This window comes from Mycobacterium sp. TY814 (assembly GCF_030755175.1).
Classification (GTDB): Bacteria; Actinomycetota; Actinomycetes; order Mycobacteriales; family Mycobacteriaceae; genus Mycobacterium.
In genome coordinates, this window is the sequence record NZ_JAUFRY010000003.1 from 506311 (window position 1) to 527340 (window position 21030).

Below are 21030 nucleotides of genomic sequence, written 5' to 3' on the forward strand. Positions count from 1 at the left end.
TAAGTAGTTGGGTTTGAAAGTTCGATGACCGGTCGAAGGAGAACAGCAGTGAGCGGTTTGCGGCGGGGGGCAGGCAAATGAAGGTCGTACTGTTCTGTGGCGGTTACGGCATGCGGATGCGCAGCGCCGCCGGTGACCTCATCCCGAAGCCACTTCAGATGGTCGGGCCCCGACCGCTGTTGTGGCACGTGATGCGCTACTACGCGCACTACGGTCACACCGAGTTCATCCTGTGCCTCGGCTACGGCCAGTCCATGGTGAAGGACTTCTTCGTCAACTACCGCGAGACCGAGTCCAACGATTTCGTCATGCGGGGCGGAAAGGTCGAGCTGCTCGACTCCGACATGTCGAACTGGACGATCACCTTCGTCGACACCGGCCTGGAGTCGCCGATCGGCGAGCGGCTGCGCCGCGTTCGCAAATACCTCGGTGACGACGAGTACTTCCTCGCTAACTACGCCGACGTCCTGACCGACGCGCCGCTGGACACGATGATCGATCGTTTCCACGCCGCCGGTGCGGCCGCGTCGATGCTTGTCGTGCCGCCGCAGTCGTCGTTCCATTGCGTCGACGTCAGCACTCAGGGCGACATCAAGGAGATCGCGCCCATCGCCAAGTTCCCGATCTGGGTGAACGGCGGCTACTTCGTGCTCCGCCAGGACGTCATCGACCTCATCCCCGAGAACGGGGACCTCGTCGGCGACGCGTGCATGGAGCTTGCCGGCACCGGGCGGTTGCTGGGCTATCAGCACGACGGCTTCTGGAAGCCGGCAGACACCTTCAAGGAGCGCGCCGAACTCGACGCCGACTACAACCGCGGTGTCCGCCCGTGGGCGGTCTGGGAGGCACCCTCGGCTTTGGCGGAAGCGCCGGCATGATCCCGCTGACTTTCTCCGGGGCGGGCATCGGCTCGGTCGCGGTGGTCGGCGCTCACTGCGACGACATCATCATCGGCGCCGGAGCCACCCTGATGCAGCTCGAGCGCAGCAATCCCGGCCTCGTCATCCACGCACTCGTCTTGACCGGCGCCGGCACCGAGCGCGAGATCGAGGAGAAGAGCGCCTTTTCGGCCTTCTTCCCGCAGGCCGACGTGCGCTTGACCGTGGCCGACCTGCCCGACGGGCACCTGCCCGAGCACTGGGGTGCGGTCAAACGGCACCTCGCCGCGTTCCGGCGCAGTTGCGAGCCCGACCTGGTGCTGGGCCCTCAGCGCGAGGACTACCACCAGGATCACCGTCTGCTGGCCGAGCTGATCCCGACCGAGTTCCGGGCCCATCTGGTGCTGGGCTACGAGATCCTCAAGTGGGAGTCCGACCTGCCGAATCCCACTCTCTACGTGCCCATTTCGGCTGAAGTCGCGGCGCAGAAGGCACGGCTTCTCGCGGAGTGCTACCCGTCGCAGGCAGGACGGGACTGGTTCGACGGCGAGACTTTCCTCGGTTTGATGCGGGTGCGCGGCGTGCAGAGCCGCGCCCGCTACGCCGAGGGATTCGTGGTGGAGAAGGCCGTGCTGAGTCCGGCCGCAGGGTAGTTCGACCATGCCCGAGAACACTCTCCCCCAGGCGCCGGTGCGAATGGTCGTCAGCGGCAGCATCGTCGAACGCTGCGACATCCACGAGGTGCTGTCGATCGTCGACTCGCGCCTGCGGTCGCAATCGGGTCGCGGCTTGGCGGTGGGATCGGTGAATCTGGACCATCTGCACCACTTCCGCGTTGCGGACACCGCCCCCAACGGATTGGTGGAATGGCTGTTACTGGCTGACGGCATGCCGATCGCCTGGCGGGGCAAGTTGCTGACCGCCCGGCCGTGGCCCCGCGTCACCGGCGCCGACCTGCTGCCGTCCATCCTGGCGCTGGCCGAAGCGAACGGCCACCGGGTCGGGTTCTTCGGCGGCAGCCGGGAGACTCACCACCTGCTGGCCGGGCACCTGCAGGCTCAGTACCCTGGCCTGCTGGTCTCCGGCATGTGGGCACCCGACCTCGAAGACATCGAATCGCGTTCGGAGGCTTTGTGTTCCGCGATTCGGGCGGCTCGTACCGACCTGCTGGTCGTCAGCCTGGGTAAACCGCGCCAGGAGCGGTGGGTGGACCATTACGGACATGCCACGGGCGCACGGGTTTTCCTGCCCTCCGGCGGCGCCATCGACTTCCTGGCCGGAATGACAAGCCGGGCGCCGCGCTGGATGCAGCGCTCGGGGCTCGAGTGGCTGTACCGATTGACCCGCGAGCCACGCCGCCTCGCGCGGCGCTACCTGCTGCAGGGACCGATCGCGCTGCTGCGCGCCGCGCGGGCGCAGCTCATCTGCTACCCGGGTGTCCATTACGTCGGCACACCCGCCCGTGAGTACGACCAAACCCCGAGCGCTACAACGGAAGCGGTGTCCGCATGACCGAGAGATCGGCCAGCATGACGGCCACCCTGCACGCGAGGGTCAGCCGTTCCCGCCTTGTCGCCGTGCCGGCGCAGGGTTCGGGCGTCAGCACCGTTCCCCGCTGGCAGCAACAGTATTCGGCACGCTTGCGGATCACCGACACGGTCATCGTCTGCGCGGCAATCATGCTCGCGCAGTTCGTCCGGTTCGGCGACTCACCGAACATGTCGGGCTATCCCGGCCCGGTGATGACACTGTTCTCCTGCCTGTTCGCACTGCTGTGGCTGACCTCGATCTCGGTGTTCCACACCCGGTCGCCCCGCATCATCGGCGCCGGCATCGACGAGTACCGGCGGCTGGCCAGCGCGTCATTCTCGGTCTTCGGGATCATCGCGATGGTCACATTGCTGGCCAAGATCGATCTGGCCCGCGGCTACCTGGCGGTCGCGCTCCCGGTCGGCACGCTGGGCCTGCTCGCCAGCCGCAACCTGTGGCGTAAGTACGTGTGGCGCATGCGCGCCCGCGGTCAGTACCAGACCATGGTGCTGGCGATCGGTGACCGCTCCGGCGTCACCCACCTCGCCCACGAGCTGATCCGTAATCCCCGGGAGGGTTATGTCGTTGTCGGCGTGTGCATCCCGGGCTACGGGCCGCAGCGCGACGAGACGCTGAAGGTACAGGGCCGCGAGATCCCGATCCTTGGTGACGAAACCCGCGCGGTGGCCGCGATCGGCATGTGCGGGGCCGACACCGTCGCGGTGACCCGCACCGAGCACTTCGGCGTCCACGGCATCCGCGACCTGATGTGGCGGCTGGAGACAATGGACGTCGACCTGGTGGTGTCACCCGGCGTCATGGATGTGGCGGGCGCGCGGCTGACCATGCGGCCCATCGCCGGTTACCCGCTGTTGCACGTCGACAAGCCACAGTACGAGGGCACCCAGCGCCTGCAGAAGCGCGCCTTCGACTTCTGTTTCGCGCTGGCGGCGTTGCTGGTGACCGCACCACTGCTGGTCGTTGCGGCCGTCACGATCAAGTTGACCAGCAAGGGTCCCGTCTTCTATCGCGCCGAACGCATCGGCCTGGACGGCCAGCCGTTCACCATGCTGAAGTTCCGCACCATGGTCGATGGCGCGGACAAGCAAATCGACCGGTTGTTGCCGCTGAATCAGGGCGCCGGCGGGATGCTGTTCAAGATCCACCAGGACCCGCGCGTGACACCCGTTGGAAAGGTGTTGCGCCGCTACAGCATCGACGAGCTACCGCAATTCATCAACGTGCTCAAGCAGGACATGAGCGTGGTCGGCCCGCGGCCCCCGCTGCGGCGCGAAGTAGAGAACTACGACGGTGAGGTCAAGCGCCGGCTGCTGGTGAAGCCCGGCGTCACCGGGCTGTGGCAGGTGAGCGGGCGATCCGATCTGTCCTGGGAGGACTCGGTCCGGCTCGACCTGTCCTACGTCGACAACTGGTCGATGGCAGGCGACCTGGTGATCATCGCCCGAACCCTCAAAGCCGTTCTGGCCAGCGACGGAGCGTACTAGACATGAAGGGCGGCAGCGTGATCGAGCCGACGGCGCAGGAGCCGGCGGCGGCACCGGAAGAGCCGGCGGCGGCACCGGACGAGCCGACCGCGGCACCGGATGTGCCGCCGTCACGAATCGCGCACGCGTTCTCGATCCAGCTCGTCTGCCGGGTGCTGGGGATGCTGGCATCGGTGGTTTCGGTGTCGATGACCGCCCGCTATCTGGGACCCGGCCGCTACGGACAACTGATGGTGGCGGTCGCCTTCATCGGAATGTGGACCGCCGCAACCGACCTCGGCATCAACACGGTCATCGTGCGCCGGGTCACGGCGGGTCGCGGCGCGCTGGAGCGCCTGGTCCGCGTGAACAGTGGTCTGTCCCTGATGTATTGCGTCCCGCTGGCGGTGACGGCGGGTGTCACCGGGTGGTTGATCTATCGCGACGCCGACGTGCGGGTGATGCTGGTGGTGTTGTCCGGGCAGTTGCTGCTGCTGACGGTGCGGACGCGGTTCGAGCCCGTCTTCCTGTCCATGGTGCGGTTCTCCGCGGTCGCCGTCTCGGATGTCGCGGGCCGGATCGGAACGCTGGCGATGGTCAGCTGGCTGGTCGCGACGCAGGCCAACATCATCTGGTTCGCGGTCGCCCAGCTGATACCTCCACTGGTGCAGCTGGCAATTCAAGGCTCCGCGGCGGCGCGGCACGTGTCGCTGCGCCCGGTGTTCTCCACGCGCGAGTCCCTCGATCTGCTGCGCGAGAGCCTGCCGCTGATGGGCGTCGCGCTCGTCGGCATCCTGTACTGGCGTGCCGACGGGGTGATCCTGTCCCTGCTCAACAGCCATGCCGAGGTGGGCGTCTACGGGCTGGCGTACACCATCGCCTTCAATACCGAGGCGTTGTCCATCTTCTTCCAGAAGTCCACGCTGTCGACGGCTACCGGTCTGTATGCGCGCGACATCAACGCATACAACGCTTTTCTGCGCCGCAGCGTGGAATTGATGAGCTTCCTGGCCTTCCCGGTGGCCGTGGTCGGCACCTTGCTGGCCGGTCCGCTGATCAAGCTGTTCGGCGACGCCGAGTTCGTGACCCGCGGGGCGCCGACTCTCGCGCTGCTGCTCATCGCCGCCTCGTTGCGGTTCGTCACGGGCACCCTGGGGCAGGGGCTGTTCGCCTGCCACGAACAGAAATTCTTCTTCCGGCTGTCCGTCGGCGCGCTGGCGGTCAACGTGGCGCTCAACCTGTGCCTGGACGGCCGGTTCGGCGCGGTCGGTGCCGGCGTCTCGCTGGTGTGCACCGAGCTGATCGGATTGACGTTCGCGAGCTGGCGGCTGGGCAGCCACTGCGGTTACCGCACGCCGATGAGCTTCCTGATCCGGCTGCTGATCCCGACCTCGGCCAGCGCCGCTGTGGCGCTGCTCCTTTCGAACCAGAACGTGGTGTTCGCGCTCGCCGCCGCCGCGGCCACCTACCTGGCCGTCAACGTGGTGGCCGGTCCCGTCAACTGGTCCACACTGACCTCGCTCTTCCAGAAGAAGGTGACCGCATGAGAACCGAACGGCCCCTGTCGGTGCTGATCGTGACCTACAAGAGCCACGACCTGTTGGAACAGTGCCTGGCCAGCGTCGCCGAATACGCGCCGCAGCTGCCCGTCTACGTCTACGAGAACAGCGGTGACGAGTACCCCGGGCGTGAGGAGCTGGCCGCGCGCCATCCGGACGTGCACTGGGTGCTCGGTCCGGTGAATCTCGGCTTCGGGGCGGCCTTCAACGCACTGGCGCGGCACACGCCCGACGACACGGATTTCCTGCTGCTGAACGCCGACACCCGGCTGACCGGACCGCTGACCCGGACGCTTGAACTGTTCCGCCAACCCGGTGTCGCCGCCGTGTCGCCGCTGATTCAGGACCCCGGCGCGCCCGGCCCGCGGTTGTGGGACATCGCGACCAAGCACCGCACGCTGACCCGGTCGGTCGTGGCGGCCGCCGGTTATTCCGACCGGCTGCGCGGCACCCGGTTCTCCCACCTCTACCGCGAGCAGCCGGCCGAATCCGAAAGCATCGACGGCTACATGGCCGGCATCTGCCTGGCGATCAACCGCGACGCGTGGAACGAGATCGGCGGCTTCGACGAAGAGTTCTTCCTCTACGGCGAGGAGACCGACTGGCAGGAGCGGGCCAGCGCCGCGGGCTGGCGCATCCTGCTGGCCGACGACCTGAACGCCGAGCACGGCAACCCGGCGGCCGGCACAGTCGCTCGCGAATCCGTCTTCACGCACGGCGCGGAAGTCTCCACGGTGGAACGCTTCCGCAACCGGGATCTGTTGCGCTCCAACATCGCTCTGCTGCTGGAGCGTCAGGACAGTGTTCATCATGCCGACGTGTTCCTGGCCGCCACCTCCGTGCTGGACCGGGTTCAGCGGTCCAAGCGGGGCGCCCGCAAGCGCGCGATTTCGGCCCGCCGGACCGACAAGCCCTCGATCGTGATCACCACCAACCGCCTGGTGTACGGCGGTGCGGAGCGTCAAAAAGCACTGTTGGCAAGCGAATTGGATCGCCGCGGCTATCCGGTCACCGTCGTCTGTATGCAGCGGTTCGGGCCGCTGCTCAAGGAGATTCCGCACAGTGTGCGGGTGGTGCGCCAACCCTGGTGGGCGCCGATGGTCGATCTGCCCGACGGCCCGTCGGTGTTGATCACTGGCGACACCAACACCGAGACCGGCTTTGCAACGCTCTGGAAGGCCGCCGGGAGAGCCGCCTCGAGCCGCCGCTGGCTGGTCGCCCCGCACGTGCCGCCGGAGTCGGACCGGCCGATCTATTCCCGGCCGCTGACCGCCGCGATGAATCGAGCCGACGGTTTCATCGTTCTCGCTCAACGCCATTGGGACATGCTCACGCCGTACCACAAGATCAAGGGCCGCCACTTCGTGGCCCCCAACGGCGTGGCGGTCTCCGGCGAGCCCGCCGAGCGGGTTCGCGCAGCCGGGGAGCCGCCGCACCTGGTGATGCTGTCGCGCATCGTGGAGCACAAGAACCCTCACCTGCTGATCGAGGCACTCGGTGGCCTGACGGACCTGTCCTGGCGGCTCTCGATCTTCGGTGACGGCCCGGACCGGGAGGCGCTCGAAGCCCGCACGCCGGAGTCGTTGCGCGACCGCGTCCAGTGGCGCGGCTGGTCCCCCGGGCCGGGCCCGGCGCTGTCCGACGCCGACCTGCTGTGTGTCCCGAGCCGCTCGGAGGCCTTCCCCATGGCGATTCTCGAGGCCATGGCGCGCGGGGTTCCGGTGGCCGCCTCCGGCATCTGCGCGGTTCCGGAAATGCTGGACTTCGGCAAAGCCGGCTTCGTCGTCGAGCCGGTTTCGGTGACCGCGTGGCGAGACCAGCTGGGCGAGATCCTCACCGATTCCGAGTCACTGCCTGAGGTCGGCTGGCGCGGATTCGAGCGTTTGCAAACGCATTACACCGTGGAGGCGATGACCGACGCCTACCTCGATGCGATCGGCGCGGTGATGTGAGCCGACTGCCTGACCCGTCCAACATTCATCAGACCTAACGAATCGAGATGTACATGAAGTGCCGCCTCTGCGACTCGCACCGCATGCTCAGTGTCCTGGACCTGGGTGCGACTCCGCCCTGCGAAAAGATCCTCTCCCCTGAGGAACTCGACCTGCCGGAGCCCACCTACCCGCTGCACCTGCGGCTGTGCGAAGACTGCCTGTTGCTGCAGATTCCCGCGCTGATCACACCCGAGGAAACCTTCACCGAATACGCCTACTACTCCTCGTATTCCGACAGCTGGGTCCAGCACGCCGAAACCTTCGTCGATCAGGCGGCCAAACGCCTCGGGCTGGGACCCGACTCGTTCATGGTCGAAGTCGCCAGTAACGACGGATATCTGCTGCAGCACGCGGTCGCCCGGGGAATACCCTGCCTGGGCATCGAACCCTCGATCAACGTCGGCGCCGCAGCCACCAAACGGGGCGTGCCCACTGTGTCCGAGTTCCTCAACCCGGCACTGGCGCGCCGCGTCCGCGCCCAGCACGGGTCAGCGAACCTGGTGGTGGCCAACAACGTCTACGCGCACATACCGGACCTGCGGGGCTTCACTCAGTCGCTGCGCGGGTTGCTCGCCGACGACGGATGGCTGAGCATCGAGGTGCACCATGCGCTGAACCTGGTCTGCCTCGGCCAGTTCGACACGATTTACCACGAACACTTCCAGTACTACACCGTGTTCTCGGCCCAGAACGCGCTCGCCAGCGCCGGCCTTGCCGTCGTCGATGTCGAACTGCTGCCCACCCACGGCGGGTCGATCCGGGTGTGGGCCCGGCCGATCGAGGTCGCCGGACCTCCCACCGACCGGGTGAACAAGATCCTGCGGATCGAAGAGGCCGCGGGCCTGCACCGTCCCGAGGGTTACCTCCAACTGCGGCACCGCACCGAAGAGATTCGCCACGACCTGCTGCGCTTCCTGCTGCAGTGCCGCGCCGAGGGCAAGCGTGTAGTCGGCTACGGGGCGCCGGGCAAGGGCAACACGTTGCTCAACTACTGCGGAATCCGCACCGATCTGCTGGAATACACCGTCGACCGAAACCCCTACAAGCACGGGCACTTCACCCCGGGCACCCGGATCCCGATCCACGACCCGGACATGATCGCCAAGGACCGTCCGGACGTGGTTCTCGTGCTGCCCTGGAACCTGGAAAACGAACTCACCGAACAACTCAGCTACGTCACCGAGTGGGGTGGCCAGATCGTCTACCCCCTCCCGAACCTGCACCTGGCGACGAACGTGAAATCGCAGGGTGCCGCCGTCGGGTGAGCCACTGCCGGGGCTGCGGCGACGCTGAGCTGACCCAGGTCCTCGACCTGGGCAGAGCGCCTGCGGCCGAACACTTTCCGCTGGCCGGCGAACCGCTCACCCCCCGGGAGACGATGCACGCGCTGACCATGGAGCTGTGCGGCTGCTGCGGCCTTGCCCAGCTCGGCGGCTACGACCCGCTGGCTCCTCTCGACCTCACCGAAGAGCAGCAGAGCGTCGAGCCACAGGTGATGCGTGACCAGGCCGCGGACGCGGTGCGCCGGGCCGAAGAAGGCGGCTGGCTGCGCGGGAACACGGTTCGGGAGTTCGGCAGCCCGCACGGTGGAACGTGGTTGCCGCTATTCACCCAACGCGGCTATCGCGAGGCCGAGATCGCCGACGTGGTGCTCGATACCTTCGGGCTCATGCATGACGCCGACCAGCAAGCCGCCTTCGAGCTCCGCGCCAAGGCGACCGCACCGGACGGAGTGCTGCTGATACAAATCCCCTCGCTGATGGCGATGGTCGGCCAGGGACAGTGGAATCTGCTGCGTCACAGCCACTTCGGCTACCACTCGCTGACCGCGCTGACGAATCTGCTGGGCGCGGTGGGGATGAGCGTGGCCACCGTATGGGAATTCGATCTGCTCGGTGGCACATATCTGGTCGCGGCGGTACACGGCCGGGTGGCACGAGACCAGCGCGCCGAAGAGATCCTGAAGCACGAAGGGCAGTTCGGGGTGACTAAGCCCTACGTTCTGCGGCGGATGCAGCAGGCGGTGGACACTCACGTCACGCAGCTCCGCCAGTGGCTGGAAGCGCAGGCTGACCAACGGCTTTCGGTGTATGCCTACTGCGCCGGATCACGCGTACCCGGATTGTTCAGCGTGGCGAACATCGATCGGCGGCTGATCAAGGGAATCGCCGACGCCTCACCCGATAAGCATGGGCGCCGGATCCCGGGGACCGACATCGAGATCATCTCCCCCGAGCAGCTCATCGACGCCGATCCCGACCGGGTCTTGTTGACGCTGCCCTATCTCTACGATGAGGTACAGCGCAGCTACCCGCAGCTCGACGGCCGGTGGTGGGTGGACCACGGCACGTCGGTGACTCAGGGCCGGTCGTGAAAAGCCCCCGGATTCTCTGGCTTTCGCCGTGGTTGCGCCCGTTGGCGCGAGTTCAGGCGGAGGCATTGCGCCGCCACGGTGCTGACGTGCTGCTGGTGACCTCCGACCAGCACCCGGAATCCGATGCCCCCCGTGACTACGAACTAGTGCTCGATCCGCGGTTCCGCACCGCGGCGACGTGGCGGCCGACCTTCAGCGCGCGGCAACGCATCCGCCGGTACCGTCCGGACGTGGTGGTCACCGAGTTGGTCCGCGACCCGCGATGGATCGCACTGGCCGGCCGGGTCCCGCGAATTCAGTTGATCCACGACGACCGTCCGCACGACGCCGCCGAACAGCGGCCGTCCTATGAACTCGCGGTATTCGACCGCTGGGGTGCACGCTCGGCGGCCACCGTCGCCTATAGCGACTACGTCGCGGCGCGGATCACCATGCGCCGCGACGTGGCCGGCACGCCGGTGCACGTGCTGCCGCTGACGAGCGACCTGGACCCGGCCGTGGTCTCCGAACCGGTCGGCCCCGGGAATCGCCGCGATTTCGTGATGATCGGCCGCCTGAATCCCTACAAGAACCTGGACGTGGTACTGCGTGCGTGGCAGCAGCACGTCGACGGAAACGGTTGGCGCGGCGACAAACTGGTGCTGATCGGCGACGGGTCGATCGACGCTGCGCGGCTCCCGGCGCATACTGAATGGCGGTCAGGGCGCTACCGCTACGCCGACGTGATCGGCACACTCGCCGCGGCGAAAGGTTCGGTGGCGCATTACCGGCGCGCCTCGCAGAGCGGAGTGCAGGTCCTGTCGATGCAGCTCGGCGTGATGCCGATCGTGTCCGACCGCGGCGGCCTGCCCGAATACCAGCCGCCGGAATGCCGCGCCGTCGGAGTGGACGATTCCGGTGGGCTGGCAGCCACTTTCGACGAGCTGGCCGACCCAGGCGCGGCGGCCCGCCTCGGCGACGCAGCGGCGCGCCACTACGCGCAAAGGTTCTCCGCCGACCACGCGGCGGCGCGGCTGATGGATGTGATCAGCAGCATCTACCCACCCTCGCCGTCATTCCCGGCCCCCAGATGCTTGCCCGGGTGATGCAGACAATTGACGCGCGGCCGCCCAAAGTCTAAGTGTTTGGGTGGGATCCATTCGGCGATGCCGTGGATGTTGCGGCGGGTGGTGTATTTGTGGAGTTCGACGAGGCGGTTGTCTGGTGGGCAGGCGAGTGCTAGTTCGTCGATGTGGGTGCGGCGGGTGTTGATCCAGCCTTCGAGGTGGTGGACCTGGGTCCAGTAGCCGGGCACGGTGCAGCCGGGGCGGGTGCAGCCGCGGTCTCTGGCCAGCAGGGTCAGGCGTTGTTCGGGGGAGGCCAGGCGTTTGCCGTGGTAGAGGGCCAGGGTCTTGTCTTTGTCGAAGATCGCCAAGTAGTGATGGGCTGGCGAGGCCAGCCGGAGGACGTCGGACATGGGTAGCAGGGTGCCTCCGGCGGTCAGGGCTCGTCCCGCGCCGGCTTCGAGTTCAGCCAGGGTGGTGGTGACGACGATGGTGGTGGGCAGCCCGTGGTGTCGGCCCAAGGTTGTGCTTTCCAGCAGCGTGCGCAGTCCGGTGTGCAGGGCGTCGTGGGTGCGTTGGGCGTGGGTGCGGGTGTCGCGGTCGACCGCGTCGGCGGGCGCTTTGCCGTCGGTGACGGGGTGTTCGTCGTCGGGGTTGCACATGCCGGGGGCGCCGAGTTTGGCGACGACGGGTTCCAGGGTGGCGCGCAGTTCGGGGGTGATCAGCCCGCGGATCTGCGACATGCCGTCGGGTTGTTGGGCACCGAGGGTGATGCCGCGTGATCGGGCGCGTTGCTCGTCGGCGAAGTCACCGTCGGGCACCAGGTAGTTGTGCAGAAGCTTGGCGTAGTCGGCTAATTCGTCGGGCCGGTATCCGGCGGCGGCTTTGCCGGCGAGGTCGGCTTCGGCCTGGTCCCGATCAGCGGCATCGACAGTGTTCGGCAATTTCTTGAAGAACGTGCGGATCTGCTTGACATGCCCGGCCCCGACGAGGCCGCGGCGTTGGGCGGCGGCGGTGGCCGGCAGCAGCGGCGGTAAGGGTTCGCCGGTCAGGGCGCGGCGTGGGCCGAGTTCGGCGGCATCGGCGATGCGCCGGTCGGCGTCGTTTTTGACGATCCGCAGTCGATCGGCCAGCGCCTGGCCCAGCGTGCCGCCCAACTCGGCCGCAGTGGCTTGTGCGGCAAGCTGATTGATCAGCACGTTGCTGGCCACCGGGATGCGTCGGCACTGCACTTCCAGCTCGCCCAGCGTCGTGATCAACTCGGGGCTGGTCAACCCATCCGCGGTGAGGTCCAGCAGCCGCGACACCGACTCGCCAAGCGCGCCCAGCGCCTCGGCCCAGTCGTCCCGCGTGCTGCAACCCATACCCCAATTCTATTGCGGGGCACTGACAACCACCGGACGACAACGTCAGCCGCAGAACCCCGCCACCAGCTCCGGTGACCGGACCGCTACGAAGTCGTGCACGTAACCCGGCGGCATCGCAAAGGGATGAAACTCCCCAGACCCCGAGCCCGACAGGAAGTCCATCTGGTCGCGCTGCACCTCGAACTCAGCGACAGGGCGCAGCGCCGACTCGGTGACATAAAACAGTCGATAGCCCAGGCCCTCGATCTGACCGAACACATCGCCGATCGGCACCGAAAGATGGCGCTGCTCGATCTCGATCAAAATCGCAGGGCCACAACGTCGGAACGTCTCGGCACCGCCGCGCAGCACGGACATCTCGTGCCCTTCGACGTCGATCTTCACGAAATCGACGTCGACACCTTCGAGCACGTCGTCGAGTCGCACCAGGGGCACCTCGATCTTGCGAACGTCCACGCCCTGCCCGTCGAACCCGTGCGCCAGACTCCCCTGCGCCGTCACCTGCCGGTGGCGGTGCTCGGGCACCAGCAGTTGCGCCGTGCCGGTCTCATCGGACACCGCGGCCTGGCTGAAGTGGACGTTGGGTCGTGCCCGGCCGAGCTTGCGCAGCATCGGAGCATTGTCGGGATGCGGTTCAAAGCTGTAGAGCTGTCCGGATTTTCCGACGCGGCGGGCCAGGTGGTAGGTGAACAGGCCCCAGCTGGCGCCGACGTCGACGACGGTGGCGCCGCTGGGAGCGAAGTGATCGGCCACCGTCATGGCCAGGTCCTGGGTGAGTCGCCGGCGCCACAGCGCCTCGGTCGCGGCCGTCATCGCGTTGCGGCCCAGCAGCCGTCCTACGTTGCGAACCGTCACATACCTGGCCGCCCAGTTGGCCGCTTCGCTCTGCAGCAGAGCACCTTTCATCGTCGAACCGCCTTTCCGTCGAGATCGGTCCACAGCCGCGTCAATTGCTCATACCAACGGTCCAGGCCGAAGTCGCAAGCGCGGCTGCGCGCAGCGGTGCCCAGATCTGCCCGCAGATCAGCGTCTTTGAGTAGTTCATGCAGCGCGTCGGCGATCTGCTCGGGACGGCCGGGCGCCACCACCAGCCCGTTCACCCGGTCGGTAATCGCCTCGGAGATGCTGCCCACCAACGTCGTGACCGGCGCCAGGCCGTACGCCATCGCTTCCAGCAATGCCATGGGCAGACCCTCGTCATAGCTCGGCAGCACGAAAATCTGTGCGGTGCGCAATAATTCATCACGCGCGCCCGGATCCAGCCAGTCCGCAACATGAATAGTGTCGCCCAGCCCGGCTGCGGCCACCGCAGCACGCACCTCGTCCACTTCCCCGTCACCGGCCAACGTCACCCGCAGTCGGCTACGCGCGTCGTCGCCCAGCGCCCCGACGGCGCTGATCAGGTCGTAGCTGCCCTTGCGCACTCCGAGCCGGCCCAGCGAGACGGCGTGCACCGACGGCGCATCCGATTGTTCGACCGCCGTCTCCGGGATCGCGACCGCGTTGTTCAGCACGGCGATCCGCTCGGCGGGCAGCCGCAGTCGACTGGCGTACTCCCCGACGTGACGCGTCCCGAGCACCAACCATCGATCGGCGACCAGCACGCGCCTGACCAATCCCTGCACGGCCGGTCGCAATCCGTCGAACCAGCCGGCGAAGTCATAGCTGTGGGCGTGCACAACGGTCGGAACACGCGTCCACCGGGCGACGGCCAGCGGCAGCGCCTTGCGCACCACGCTGCCGCCGTGCGCCAGGTGCACGTGCAACACGTCGACCCGCCGGCGCGCGACCAGCCAGGCGGCCCGCAGCATGCCCGAACCACCGATCCAGAGCCGAAACCACAGCGGCCCTTCGATATACGTCGGAACCGTGATGATGCGCGCCGCCGGATGGGCAGCCATCAGCGTGATCACGGTCGCCATGCCGCCACGGCTGGCCGCCTGCGCGGGCGCCGGGCCCACCACCAGAACCCGCATCATCGCACCGCCCCGGCGGGCGTCAGCACTTCGTCCGAAACCTCTGCCACAGCTGCACTCTCGTCGCCGCGGCGTCCGGCCATGGCGAACGCCAGCGCGCCGCCGAGCGTGACGCCGAGGGTCATCGCGTTCGTCGGTTCCTCCGGCAGCGGGTCGATGATGCACATCACCATCAGACCGGTGCTCACCGCCGCGCTGATCTTGGCCGGCACCGACGCGCTGCGCAGCGCCCGCACTAGGGGCGTCAACGCGAAGACCGCGAAACCCGCCATCCCGACCGCGCCGGCTTTGGCCAACCACCAGAGGTAGAAGTTGTGCGCGTAGGTGGTGCCGAGTGACTGGGTGAATTCGGTGGGATCGTCACCACCGAACGGCAATTGGTAGGCATAGCCCAGCCCGTGCCCGAACAGCGGTGCCTGGGCGATCGCTTCGTTGAGATGCCGGTCTTCCTCGAATCGCGCCAGCGTCGAAGGATCCTGGGTGAGCGCGGCGCCGGATGATCTGCCGAGCACGCGGTGACTGAATCCGGTGATCTGATTGGCCAGCCACACCCCCGCCGACGAGTCCCCGAGCAGGAACAGTGCCAGCGGGATGGTCACCGCCAGAATCCCGGCCGCGGTGATCGCCAGCCGCGCCGCCCGTCGCACCGCCGACCAGCCCATGCTGGCGAAAAACGCGACCACAGCGGCGACGCCGATGGAGATCAGTGTGTTGCGGGTGAATGCCAGCACCGCAACCACCAGCGCGGGCGGACCCAGTAGCAGGTAGGTGGCGGGCTTCACCCGGCCCAGGATCTGCGCGGCGACCAACGCGGTCAGCACGGCGATGGCCGGTATCAGCGCGGAGGTGATGATCCGGTTGGCGTCGTCGCCGGTGTCCATCTGCAGGCTCTCGGTGCGGCCGGCCAGCCGGATGCCACCGGAAGAACCCAGGACGGCCATTCCCGCCGAGAACCACAGCGTGAAGGCGATGGCGTGCACCGACAACATGACGTAGTCGCCGTACACCACCACCAGCGCGAGCACGAAGCCGGCCAGCATCTCCAGCAGGAACGTCGTCTCGCGGACCACGATCGCGGTGCTGTGGCCCATCGAAAAGCCAACTGCCGCAGAGTAGATGACGAAGAGCCCGAACATGCCCGGAAGCAGGTAGTCGGACATGCGCAACCGCACCACGGGCAGCACGAAACAGATCGCCAGCACCAGCACCACGTGTGACGCGTAAATGGACACGGGGCCAATCACTTTGCCGACATGCAGCCCCTGCGGCAATGCCGCACATCCCAGGAACAGCGCCAGCCCGATCATCAGTTCCGGTTTGGCCCAGTACACGATCAGAAAGAACGTCAGGCCGACCAGCAGGATGCCCTGGGTGGTGTTACGAACCGACAGCGCACCGTAAACGAAGCACCCGAACAGGAAGAGCGCCAACACAACTGCGGCCATCACCAGACGGTGGCGACTCCGCAGGTAGCGGATCATGCCGGTCCGCTGATCTTGGCGCGGTACGTTTTCGTCGACGCCCTGGTGTGCCGGGCGATCCGGGCATCGGTCAGCACCGTGCCCACCACATTGGCACCGGCGGCACGCAACGCGGTCAACGCGTCGGCGAGTTCGTCCTCCGTGGTCCGCCCGGCCCGCAGCACCAGCACCGTGGCGTCCACCGCCCCACCGAGCAGACCGGAGTCGGCACTGGCCAGCACCGGCGGCCCGTCGACGACGGTGCGCTCGAAAGTCTTTGCCACGTCCCGCAACACCTTGTCCAGCACCTCCGGCACGTAGGCACTGGTGGGCAGGGTCTCCTTGCGGATCGAACGCGCCGCCAGGACGAACAGCTTGGGAATCGAGGTCGGTTTGGTGGCCTCGGTAGCGATCTCGGGATTGGACAGGGCATTGGACAAGCCCTCACCCGACTCGACTTTCAGCAACCCGGCGATCACCGGCCGGCGGGTGTCACCCTCGATCAGCAGCACGTCCTCACCCAATTCGGCGAAGGCCCGGGACAGGTTGATCGCGGTCGTCGTCGTGCCCTCGCCGCCGAATGGCGCCGTCAACAACACCCGGTTGGCTCCCGGACCCATGGCCCGCAGCAGCCGGGCGCGCAGACCGCGCACCGCATCGTCGAAGGAGATGTCGGTACCGAATCGCGGAGCACTGCCCCGGTGCCCGGGCAACTCGGCCAGGGTGGGCAGGCCCGACAGAGTTTCCAGTTTGGCGCGGTCACGAACCGTGCGGTCGGCGGCCTCACGCGTCAGCGCCACACCGGTGCCCAGCAACAGCCCCGCCACCAGGCCCATCGCCATGTTGCGCACCGGGACCGGCTTGACGGGCTTGTCGGGTACACCGGGTTGCTCGACGACCGTCGCCCTGGCGACCGGCGGCTGGGTACCGGAAGCGGGTGCCTGAGCCGCCGGGTCGGTCGGCGTGGACGTCGCCACCGGCGTCTCGCTGGGCTGGCTGGTCGGTTGCTCTCCATCCGACACCGGAGCCGCTGCGACAGACGGCGTGGTGGTGGGTGTGGTCGTGGGTGCCGCCGGCGCTTTCGGGGTGGCGCCGAGCGAGCCGACCATGATCGTGAACTCGTCAGCCACCCCTTTGGCCAGGGTTGCCGCGCGCTGCGGGTCGGTGTCGGTGACCGTGATGGTGAACAGCGTGGTCTTGGGAGTGAACGCCACTTTGGTCTGGTTGGCCAGCTGGTCGGCGCTGACCGGGAGGTGGAACTGGGTGACTGCCTTCTCGGCCACGGCGTGGCCGCCGGCTATCGCCGCATACGACGACAGCCGCTCCTGGGCGGCCTGAGTGCCCTGGTAGACCTGCATGAGGTCGGTCTCACCGGAGAACGAAATCAGCACCGTCGCCGACGATTCGTAGCTCTTGGTCTGAAACGCCGTGATCGCCGCCGCGCCGGCCAGGCAGGCCAGTACGGCGCCCAGAAAGAGCTTCCAGTGCAGCAGCAGGGTCCGGACGAACGTTCGGAAATCCATCTCATGCCTCTCCGGGGCCTCACTGGGCGCTTCCAGGGCGCCCTTCGACCGTGCGGCCGACTCAGCGTGCAGAGGACACCGTTTGTCCCCCCATGAGTAATTTACCTACTTTTAGTACGGTAAACAAACTGACAACAGTCTACCGGTATGGGCCGAAGCTCGGGGTCACGTCTTCGGGGAGCCCGCCAGCACGTCACGCGGCACGTCGAGCGTGGCGACCGGGTAGAAACCGGAGTCGTCACGGCCGTCGCGCGCCAGTTGCATGGGCGGGTAGTTCACCGCGTGTGTGCCGTTCGGCTTGTGCTGCTGCCACTCGACCGCGGCGCGCACCGTGTAGTGCCCGGGTGCCAGGCCTTTGAGGTCGATGTGGACGCTCTCGGTCGCAGACGCCGGCGGCGGCTGGTCGATGCTGCGGTCCCCGGACGAGTCGGGCACCAGACCTTTCAGGTCGACGGTGGCAGGCAGCGTCCGCACCGTCTGCCCGGCGAAGTCGACCAGTCGGTAGCCCGCTACCCACCTCTCGGTGGCCGCCGCGGCGCCGTAGTTGGTCCAAGTGACCGAGATGGACGCCACCTGGTCCTGCAGCGACTGCGATCCGGCCCGGGCTTCCACCGAGTAGCGGTAGCCGGCGACGGCGTTGGCCTGTGCCCACAGCACGTACAGCTTGGGATCCATCGGCGAGGTCGCATCCTGGTCCGGGAAGTTGACGCTCGACGTCATCGAGACGTGGTAGCGGATCACGTCGTGCAGGCCCTTGTCGTAATAGGACTGTGGCGTGGTGCCGTCGGGCAGCTGGCACCATTCGGTGATCACGGGCGCCTTGCCGAGGCGATCCTTCAGCGCGCCGACCAACGGGTCGGAGGTCTGGACGTAATGTCCGGACTCGGCCCAGACGGGCAGGGGCGCGTAGACGCCCAGACAGTCCGAACGAATGCCGACCGGGGCGGCCAGCTTCTTGGTGACGTCATCGGCCAGCAGTTCGCGCATGATCTCGGGATTGTTGGGAGTGGCCACCAGCTGGGTGTGCGGAAAGGCGCTGACGTTGGCGGTGACCAACTGCTGGATGGACGCCTTGGTGATGTTCTGGTCGCGGAACTGGCTGTAATAGCCCAGCGCCGCCTCGCTCTGGTCGGGACTCGGACCGGGTGCGTTCAGCGAATCACGCAGATAGGCCACGTGGTTCTCGCTGAAATCGCCGTATCCGGAAAACTCGAACACACTGAGCCGCTCGTCGTTGTCATAGCGGCGCCCCAGCGCCGCCAGCAGCTGCCCGAAGTCACCGAGATAGGTGGGGTCGTTGAAGTTCGGCACCACCTGGACGGGCCCGTTTCCGGCGGCGGGATAGCTGGTGCTGGTGCCGGGCTTGGCGCGTTCCCAGTCGGGGATCTCGATGTTGGTGTTGTTCGGATAGCTGGCATTGCAGCACGAGTTGTACGACTGCACCCGCAGCGTCAGCCGCATCCGGCGCTCGGCCAGCTTGTTCAGCGCGTCGTCGATGACGCTGAAGTCGAACTTGCGGTCATCGGGGGCGTCCGGGGGCAGCGTGGCCGGGTCGGTGGGCTGCAACTGCCGCCAGGTGACCCGCAGGCTGGCGTCGTAGGACGCCGGCCAGGCCGGGTAGCGCTGCTGGGCCGGTTCGCCCTGCGGAAAGAGCGGCTCCAGCAGATCCTCGTACTGCCCGCGCAGCGGATTGGAAATCTCCTGGGCAGCAGGTGGAATGGCGGGGCTCACCATCGCCGCCAGCGGGCCCGGGTCGGTGTGCTGGCGGCTGCAGGCGCCGATCATCAGTGCCGCACCGGCAACGAGGACAGTCACGCACGCGACAGCGACAAGTGTGATTTTCCTAATGGTTCGAACCAATCTCTGCGTGAGCTAGATTGCGCCGAGCGTCAGCGCCTCACGGTCGGCGAGGAACGGCATCGGCATCCAGCGAGCGGCCAGCAACGCCTCCATGGCGTTGCCCGGAACGGGGCGGGACAACAAAAATCCCTGCGCCCGGTGACAACCATGTTGCATCAAAGTCAGTGCGGCGGCCGGAGTCTCGACGCCCTCGGCGACCAATTGCAGGCCGAACGCCTCGGCCAGGCCGATGATCGCGCGGACGATCGCCAGGTCACCGGCGTTGGTACCGAGGTCGCGAACGAACCCGGTGTCGATTTTGAGCATGTCGACCGGAAGGGACTTCAGGTGCGACAACACGGCGTAACCGGTGCCGAAGTCGTCGATGGCGATCTGCACCCCGACCTCTTTGAGCTCGGACAGCGTCTTGCGGGTGGCTTCGATGTCGTGCACCACCGCGCGCTCGGTGATCTCCAGGCAGACCGAGCCGCCGTCGATCCCGAACTCCTCGATCGTGTCGGCCACGCTGCGGACGAAGCCGCGGGTGATCAGTTGCACGGGCGAGACGTTGATGCGCAGGACCGCGCTCTGCCCCACGCCGTTGGACCGCCACCGACTGAACTCGGCGCAGGCACTGCGCATCACCCAGCGCCCGAGCTCGCCCGCGAGGTTGGTCGACTCGGCGACCCCGATGAACGAATCCGGGAGCAGCAGGCCCCAGATCGGGTGTCGCCACCGCACCAGCGCCTCGGCGGCCACGATGGCGCCGGTCCACAGGTCGACCTCCGGCAGGTAGTGCAGCAGCAACGCCTCGCTGTCGATGTCACCCTGCAGGTGCAATTCGATGTCGTTGCGGAACGCGCTCTTCAGGGACATGTCGTCGGTGGACAGCGCCACCTGATTACCCCCGGCACGCTTGGCCGTCAGCACCGCTTCGTCGGCGCGGCGCAACAGGTCGGTGCTGTTGTCGCGGCCGGGCATTCCGACGGCCAGCCCGATGCTCACCGTCCGGGTGATCTGGTGGCCACCGATGGCCAGTCGCTCGCGCAGCATCGTGCCCAGGCGACGCGCGAACGACTCGGCGGCCGCGCTCGACATCGTCTGGTCCGGGATGACGACGAACTCGTCGCCGCCCAGCCGGGCGATCATGCTCTGGCTGCCGGCACACACCCGCAGCCGTTGGGCGAAGACGCGGATGAACCAGTCGCCCGCGGTGTGCCCCAGGTAGTCGTTGATGGATTTGAGCCGGTCGAGGTCCATGTAGAGCACCGCGACGGGGCCGGGGTTGCCGGCCGCCAGCCGGTCGGACAGGTGCGCAACCAGGGCCCGGCGGTTGTACAACCCGGTCAGGTCATCGTGCTCGGCCAGGTACCGCAGCTTCTCCTCGGCGGCGATCCGGGCCTGCAGCTGCGCGAACAACGCAGCGACCGCCTCGAGGGTGTTGATCTCTTCCTGTTTCCACTTACGCGCGCCGAATTTGACGAAGCCCAGCACGCCGGTGGTCATCTCCCCGGACACCAGCGGCGCGGCCGCCACCGACGGCGATGCCGTCTGCTTGGCGCCGCCCACCCAGCGCAGCGACCGGTTGTTCTGATCGGGGCGGATCACCACCGGCTTGCGGCCGTGCTCGCACTGGGCGAGCACCGGGTCGGCACTGGTGAAGTGCACGACTGCCTGTGGGTCGGGGTCCGGGATGTTGGTGCGCGGGGGCCATTCGGCCACCAGGACCGAGGCGCGGATGTCGTGGTCGTGGTGCCGCAGGAAACTGGCGTCCACGTCGAACTGCTCCACCAGCTGTGCGAGGACCCGTTCACTCACCTGCGTCGCGGTGGACGCGGTCGCTTCCATGAGCTGAGTAGCTACGGAGGTGACGACGAGGTCCAAGCTGCGCGGCAACGAGACCTCCGATGTTGTGCACATGTTCAACGACTGCGTCAATTATGGGTGACCGGCCCGGTCGGCGGACCGTATTGGCGGCCGCCGTTTTGCCCGTCTTCCGATGC

The 21030-nt window shown here is 67.2% G+C and carries 16 protein-coding genes; 9 read left to right on the forward strand and 7 right to left on the reverse strand.

What is annotated here, in order from left to right; genetic code table 11:
* Positions 1 to 77 precede the first annotated feature (77 nt).
* From QXH22_RS23565 to QXH22_RS23605, 9 genes are read left to right on the forward strand one after another with little or no spacing between them, the layout of a single operon-like run.
* A complete protein-coding gene (locus QXH22_RS23565) occupies positions 78 to 878 on the forward strand; it encodes a glucose-1-phosphate cytidylyltransferase (protein WP_306245778.1) in 801 nt (266 codons plus the stop codon).
* A complete protein-coding gene (locus QXH22_RS23570) occupies positions 875 to 1531 on the forward strand; it encodes a PIG-L deacetylase family protein (RefSeq protein ID WP_306246470.1) in 657 nt (218 codons plus the stop codon). The genes QXH22_RS23565 and QXH22_RS23570 overlap by 4 nt, the downstream gene beginning before the upstream one ends.
* A 7-nt stretch (positions 1532 to 1538) precedes the next feature.
* Positions 1539 to 2390 (forward strand): WecB/TagA/CpsF family glycosyltransferase, encoded by an 852-nt coding sequence (locus tag QXH22_RS23575; protein WP_306277173.1) that lies wholly within the window; start codon positions 1539 to 1541, stop codon positions 2388 to 2390.
* 17 nt (positions 2391 to 2407) lie between these two features.
* A complete protein-coding gene (locus QXH22_RS23580; RefSeq protein WP_371934311.1) occupies positions 2408 to 3913 on the forward strand; it encodes a sugar transferase in 1506 nt (501 codons plus the stop codon).
* Positions 3914 to 3915: 2 nt separating this feature from the next.
* Complete coding sequence (locus QXH22_RS23585; protein WP_306245781.1) at positions 3916 to 5439, forward strand: flippase; 1524 nt, start codon at positions 3916 to 3918, stop codon at positions 5437 to 5439.
* Positions 5436 to 7403: a glycosyltransferase gene (locus QXH22_RS23590; RefSeq protein WP_306277174.1), complete on the forward strand. Its 1968-nt coding sequence runs from the start codon at positions 5436 to 5438 to the stop codon at positions 7401 to 7403. The genes QXH22_RS23585 and QXH22_RS23590 overlap by 4 nt, the downstream gene beginning before the upstream one ends.
* 53 nt (positions 7404 to 7456) lie before the next feature.
* Positions 7457 to 8710 (forward strand): class I SAM-dependent methyltransferase, encoded by a 1254-nt coding sequence (locus QXH22_RS23595; RefSeq protein ID WP_306277175.1) that lies wholly within the window; start codon positions 7457 to 7459, stop codon positions 8708 to 8710.
* The gene (locus tag QXH22_RS23600; protein ID WP_306277176.1) at positions 8707 to 9819 is read left to right on the forward strand and encodes a transferase; all 1113 of its coding nucleotides are present in this window, start codon (positions 8707 to 8709) and stop codon (positions 9817 to 9819) included. Before QXH22_RS23595 ends, QXH22_RS23600 begins: the two co-directional genes overlap by 4 nt.
* Before the next feature lie 11 nt (positions 9820 to 9830).
* Positions 9831 to 10904: a glycosyltransferase family 4 protein gene (locus QXH22_RS23605; protein ID WP_306246473.1), complete on the forward strand. Its 1074-nt coding sequence runs from the start codon at positions 9831 to 9833 to the stop codon at positions 10902 to 10904.
* Here the strand turns inward: QXH22_RS23605 and QXH22_RS23610 are convergent.
* The 7 genes from QXH22_RS23610 to QXH22_RS23640 form a co-directional block, all read right to left on the reverse strand.
* Positions 10856 to 12226 (reverse strand): HNH endonuclease signature motif containing protein, encoded by a 1371-nt coding sequence (locus QXH22_RS23610; protein ID WP_306277178.1) that lies wholly within the window; start codon positions 12224 to 12226, stop codon positions 10856 to 10858. The two genes, QXH22_RS23605 and QXH22_RS23610, sit on opposite strands and share 49 nt — an antisense overlap.
* Before the next feature lie 45 nt (positions 12227 to 12271).
* Complete coding sequence (locus tag QXH22_RS23615; RefSeq protein ID WP_306277181.1) at positions 12272 to 13135, reverse strand: FkbM family methyltransferase; 864 nt, start codon at positions 13133 to 13135, stop codon at positions 12272 to 12274.
* The gene (locus QXH22_RS23620; protein ID WP_306277183.1) at positions 13132 to 14205 is read right to left on the reverse strand and encodes a glycosyltransferase family 4 protein; all 1074 of its coding nucleotides are present in this window, start codon (positions 14203 to 14205) and stop codon (positions 13132 to 13134) included. Before QXH22_RS23620 ends, QXH22_RS23615 begins: the two co-directional genes overlap by 4 nt.
* Positions 14205 to 15650: an O-antigen ligase gene (locus QXH22_RS23625; RefSeq protein ID WP_306277184.1), complete on the reverse strand. Its 1446-nt coding sequence runs from the start codon at positions 15648 to 15650 to the stop codon at positions 14205 to 14207. The genes QXH22_RS23620 and QXH22_RS23625 overlap by 1 nt, the downstream gene beginning before the upstream one ends.
* 32 nt (positions 15651 to 15682) lie before the next feature.
* Positions 15683 to 17188, reverse strand: a complete 1506-nt coding sequence (locus QXH22_RS23630; RefSeq protein ID WP_306277185.1) for a polysaccharide biosynthesis tyrosine autokinase — start codon at positions 17186 to 17188, stop codon at positions 15683 to 15685.
* A gap of 165 nt (positions 17189 to 17353) precedes the next feature.
* Positions 17354 to 18973 carry a hypothetical protein gene (locus QXH22_RS23635; protein ID WP_371934312.1) on the reverse strand — a complete coding sequence of 540 codons (1620 nt, stop codon included), beginning with the start codon at positions 18971 to 18973 and terminating at the stop codon, positions 17354 to 17356.
* An 87-nt stretch (positions 18974 to 19060) separates the two neighbouring features.
* Positions 19061 to 20923, reverse strand: a complete 1863-nt coding sequence (locus tag QXH22_RS23640; protein WP_306277370.1) for a bifunctional diguanylate cyclase/phosphodiesterase — start codon at positions 20921 to 20923, stop codon at positions 19061 to 19063.
* Positions 20924 to 21030 lie beyond the last annotated feature (107 nt).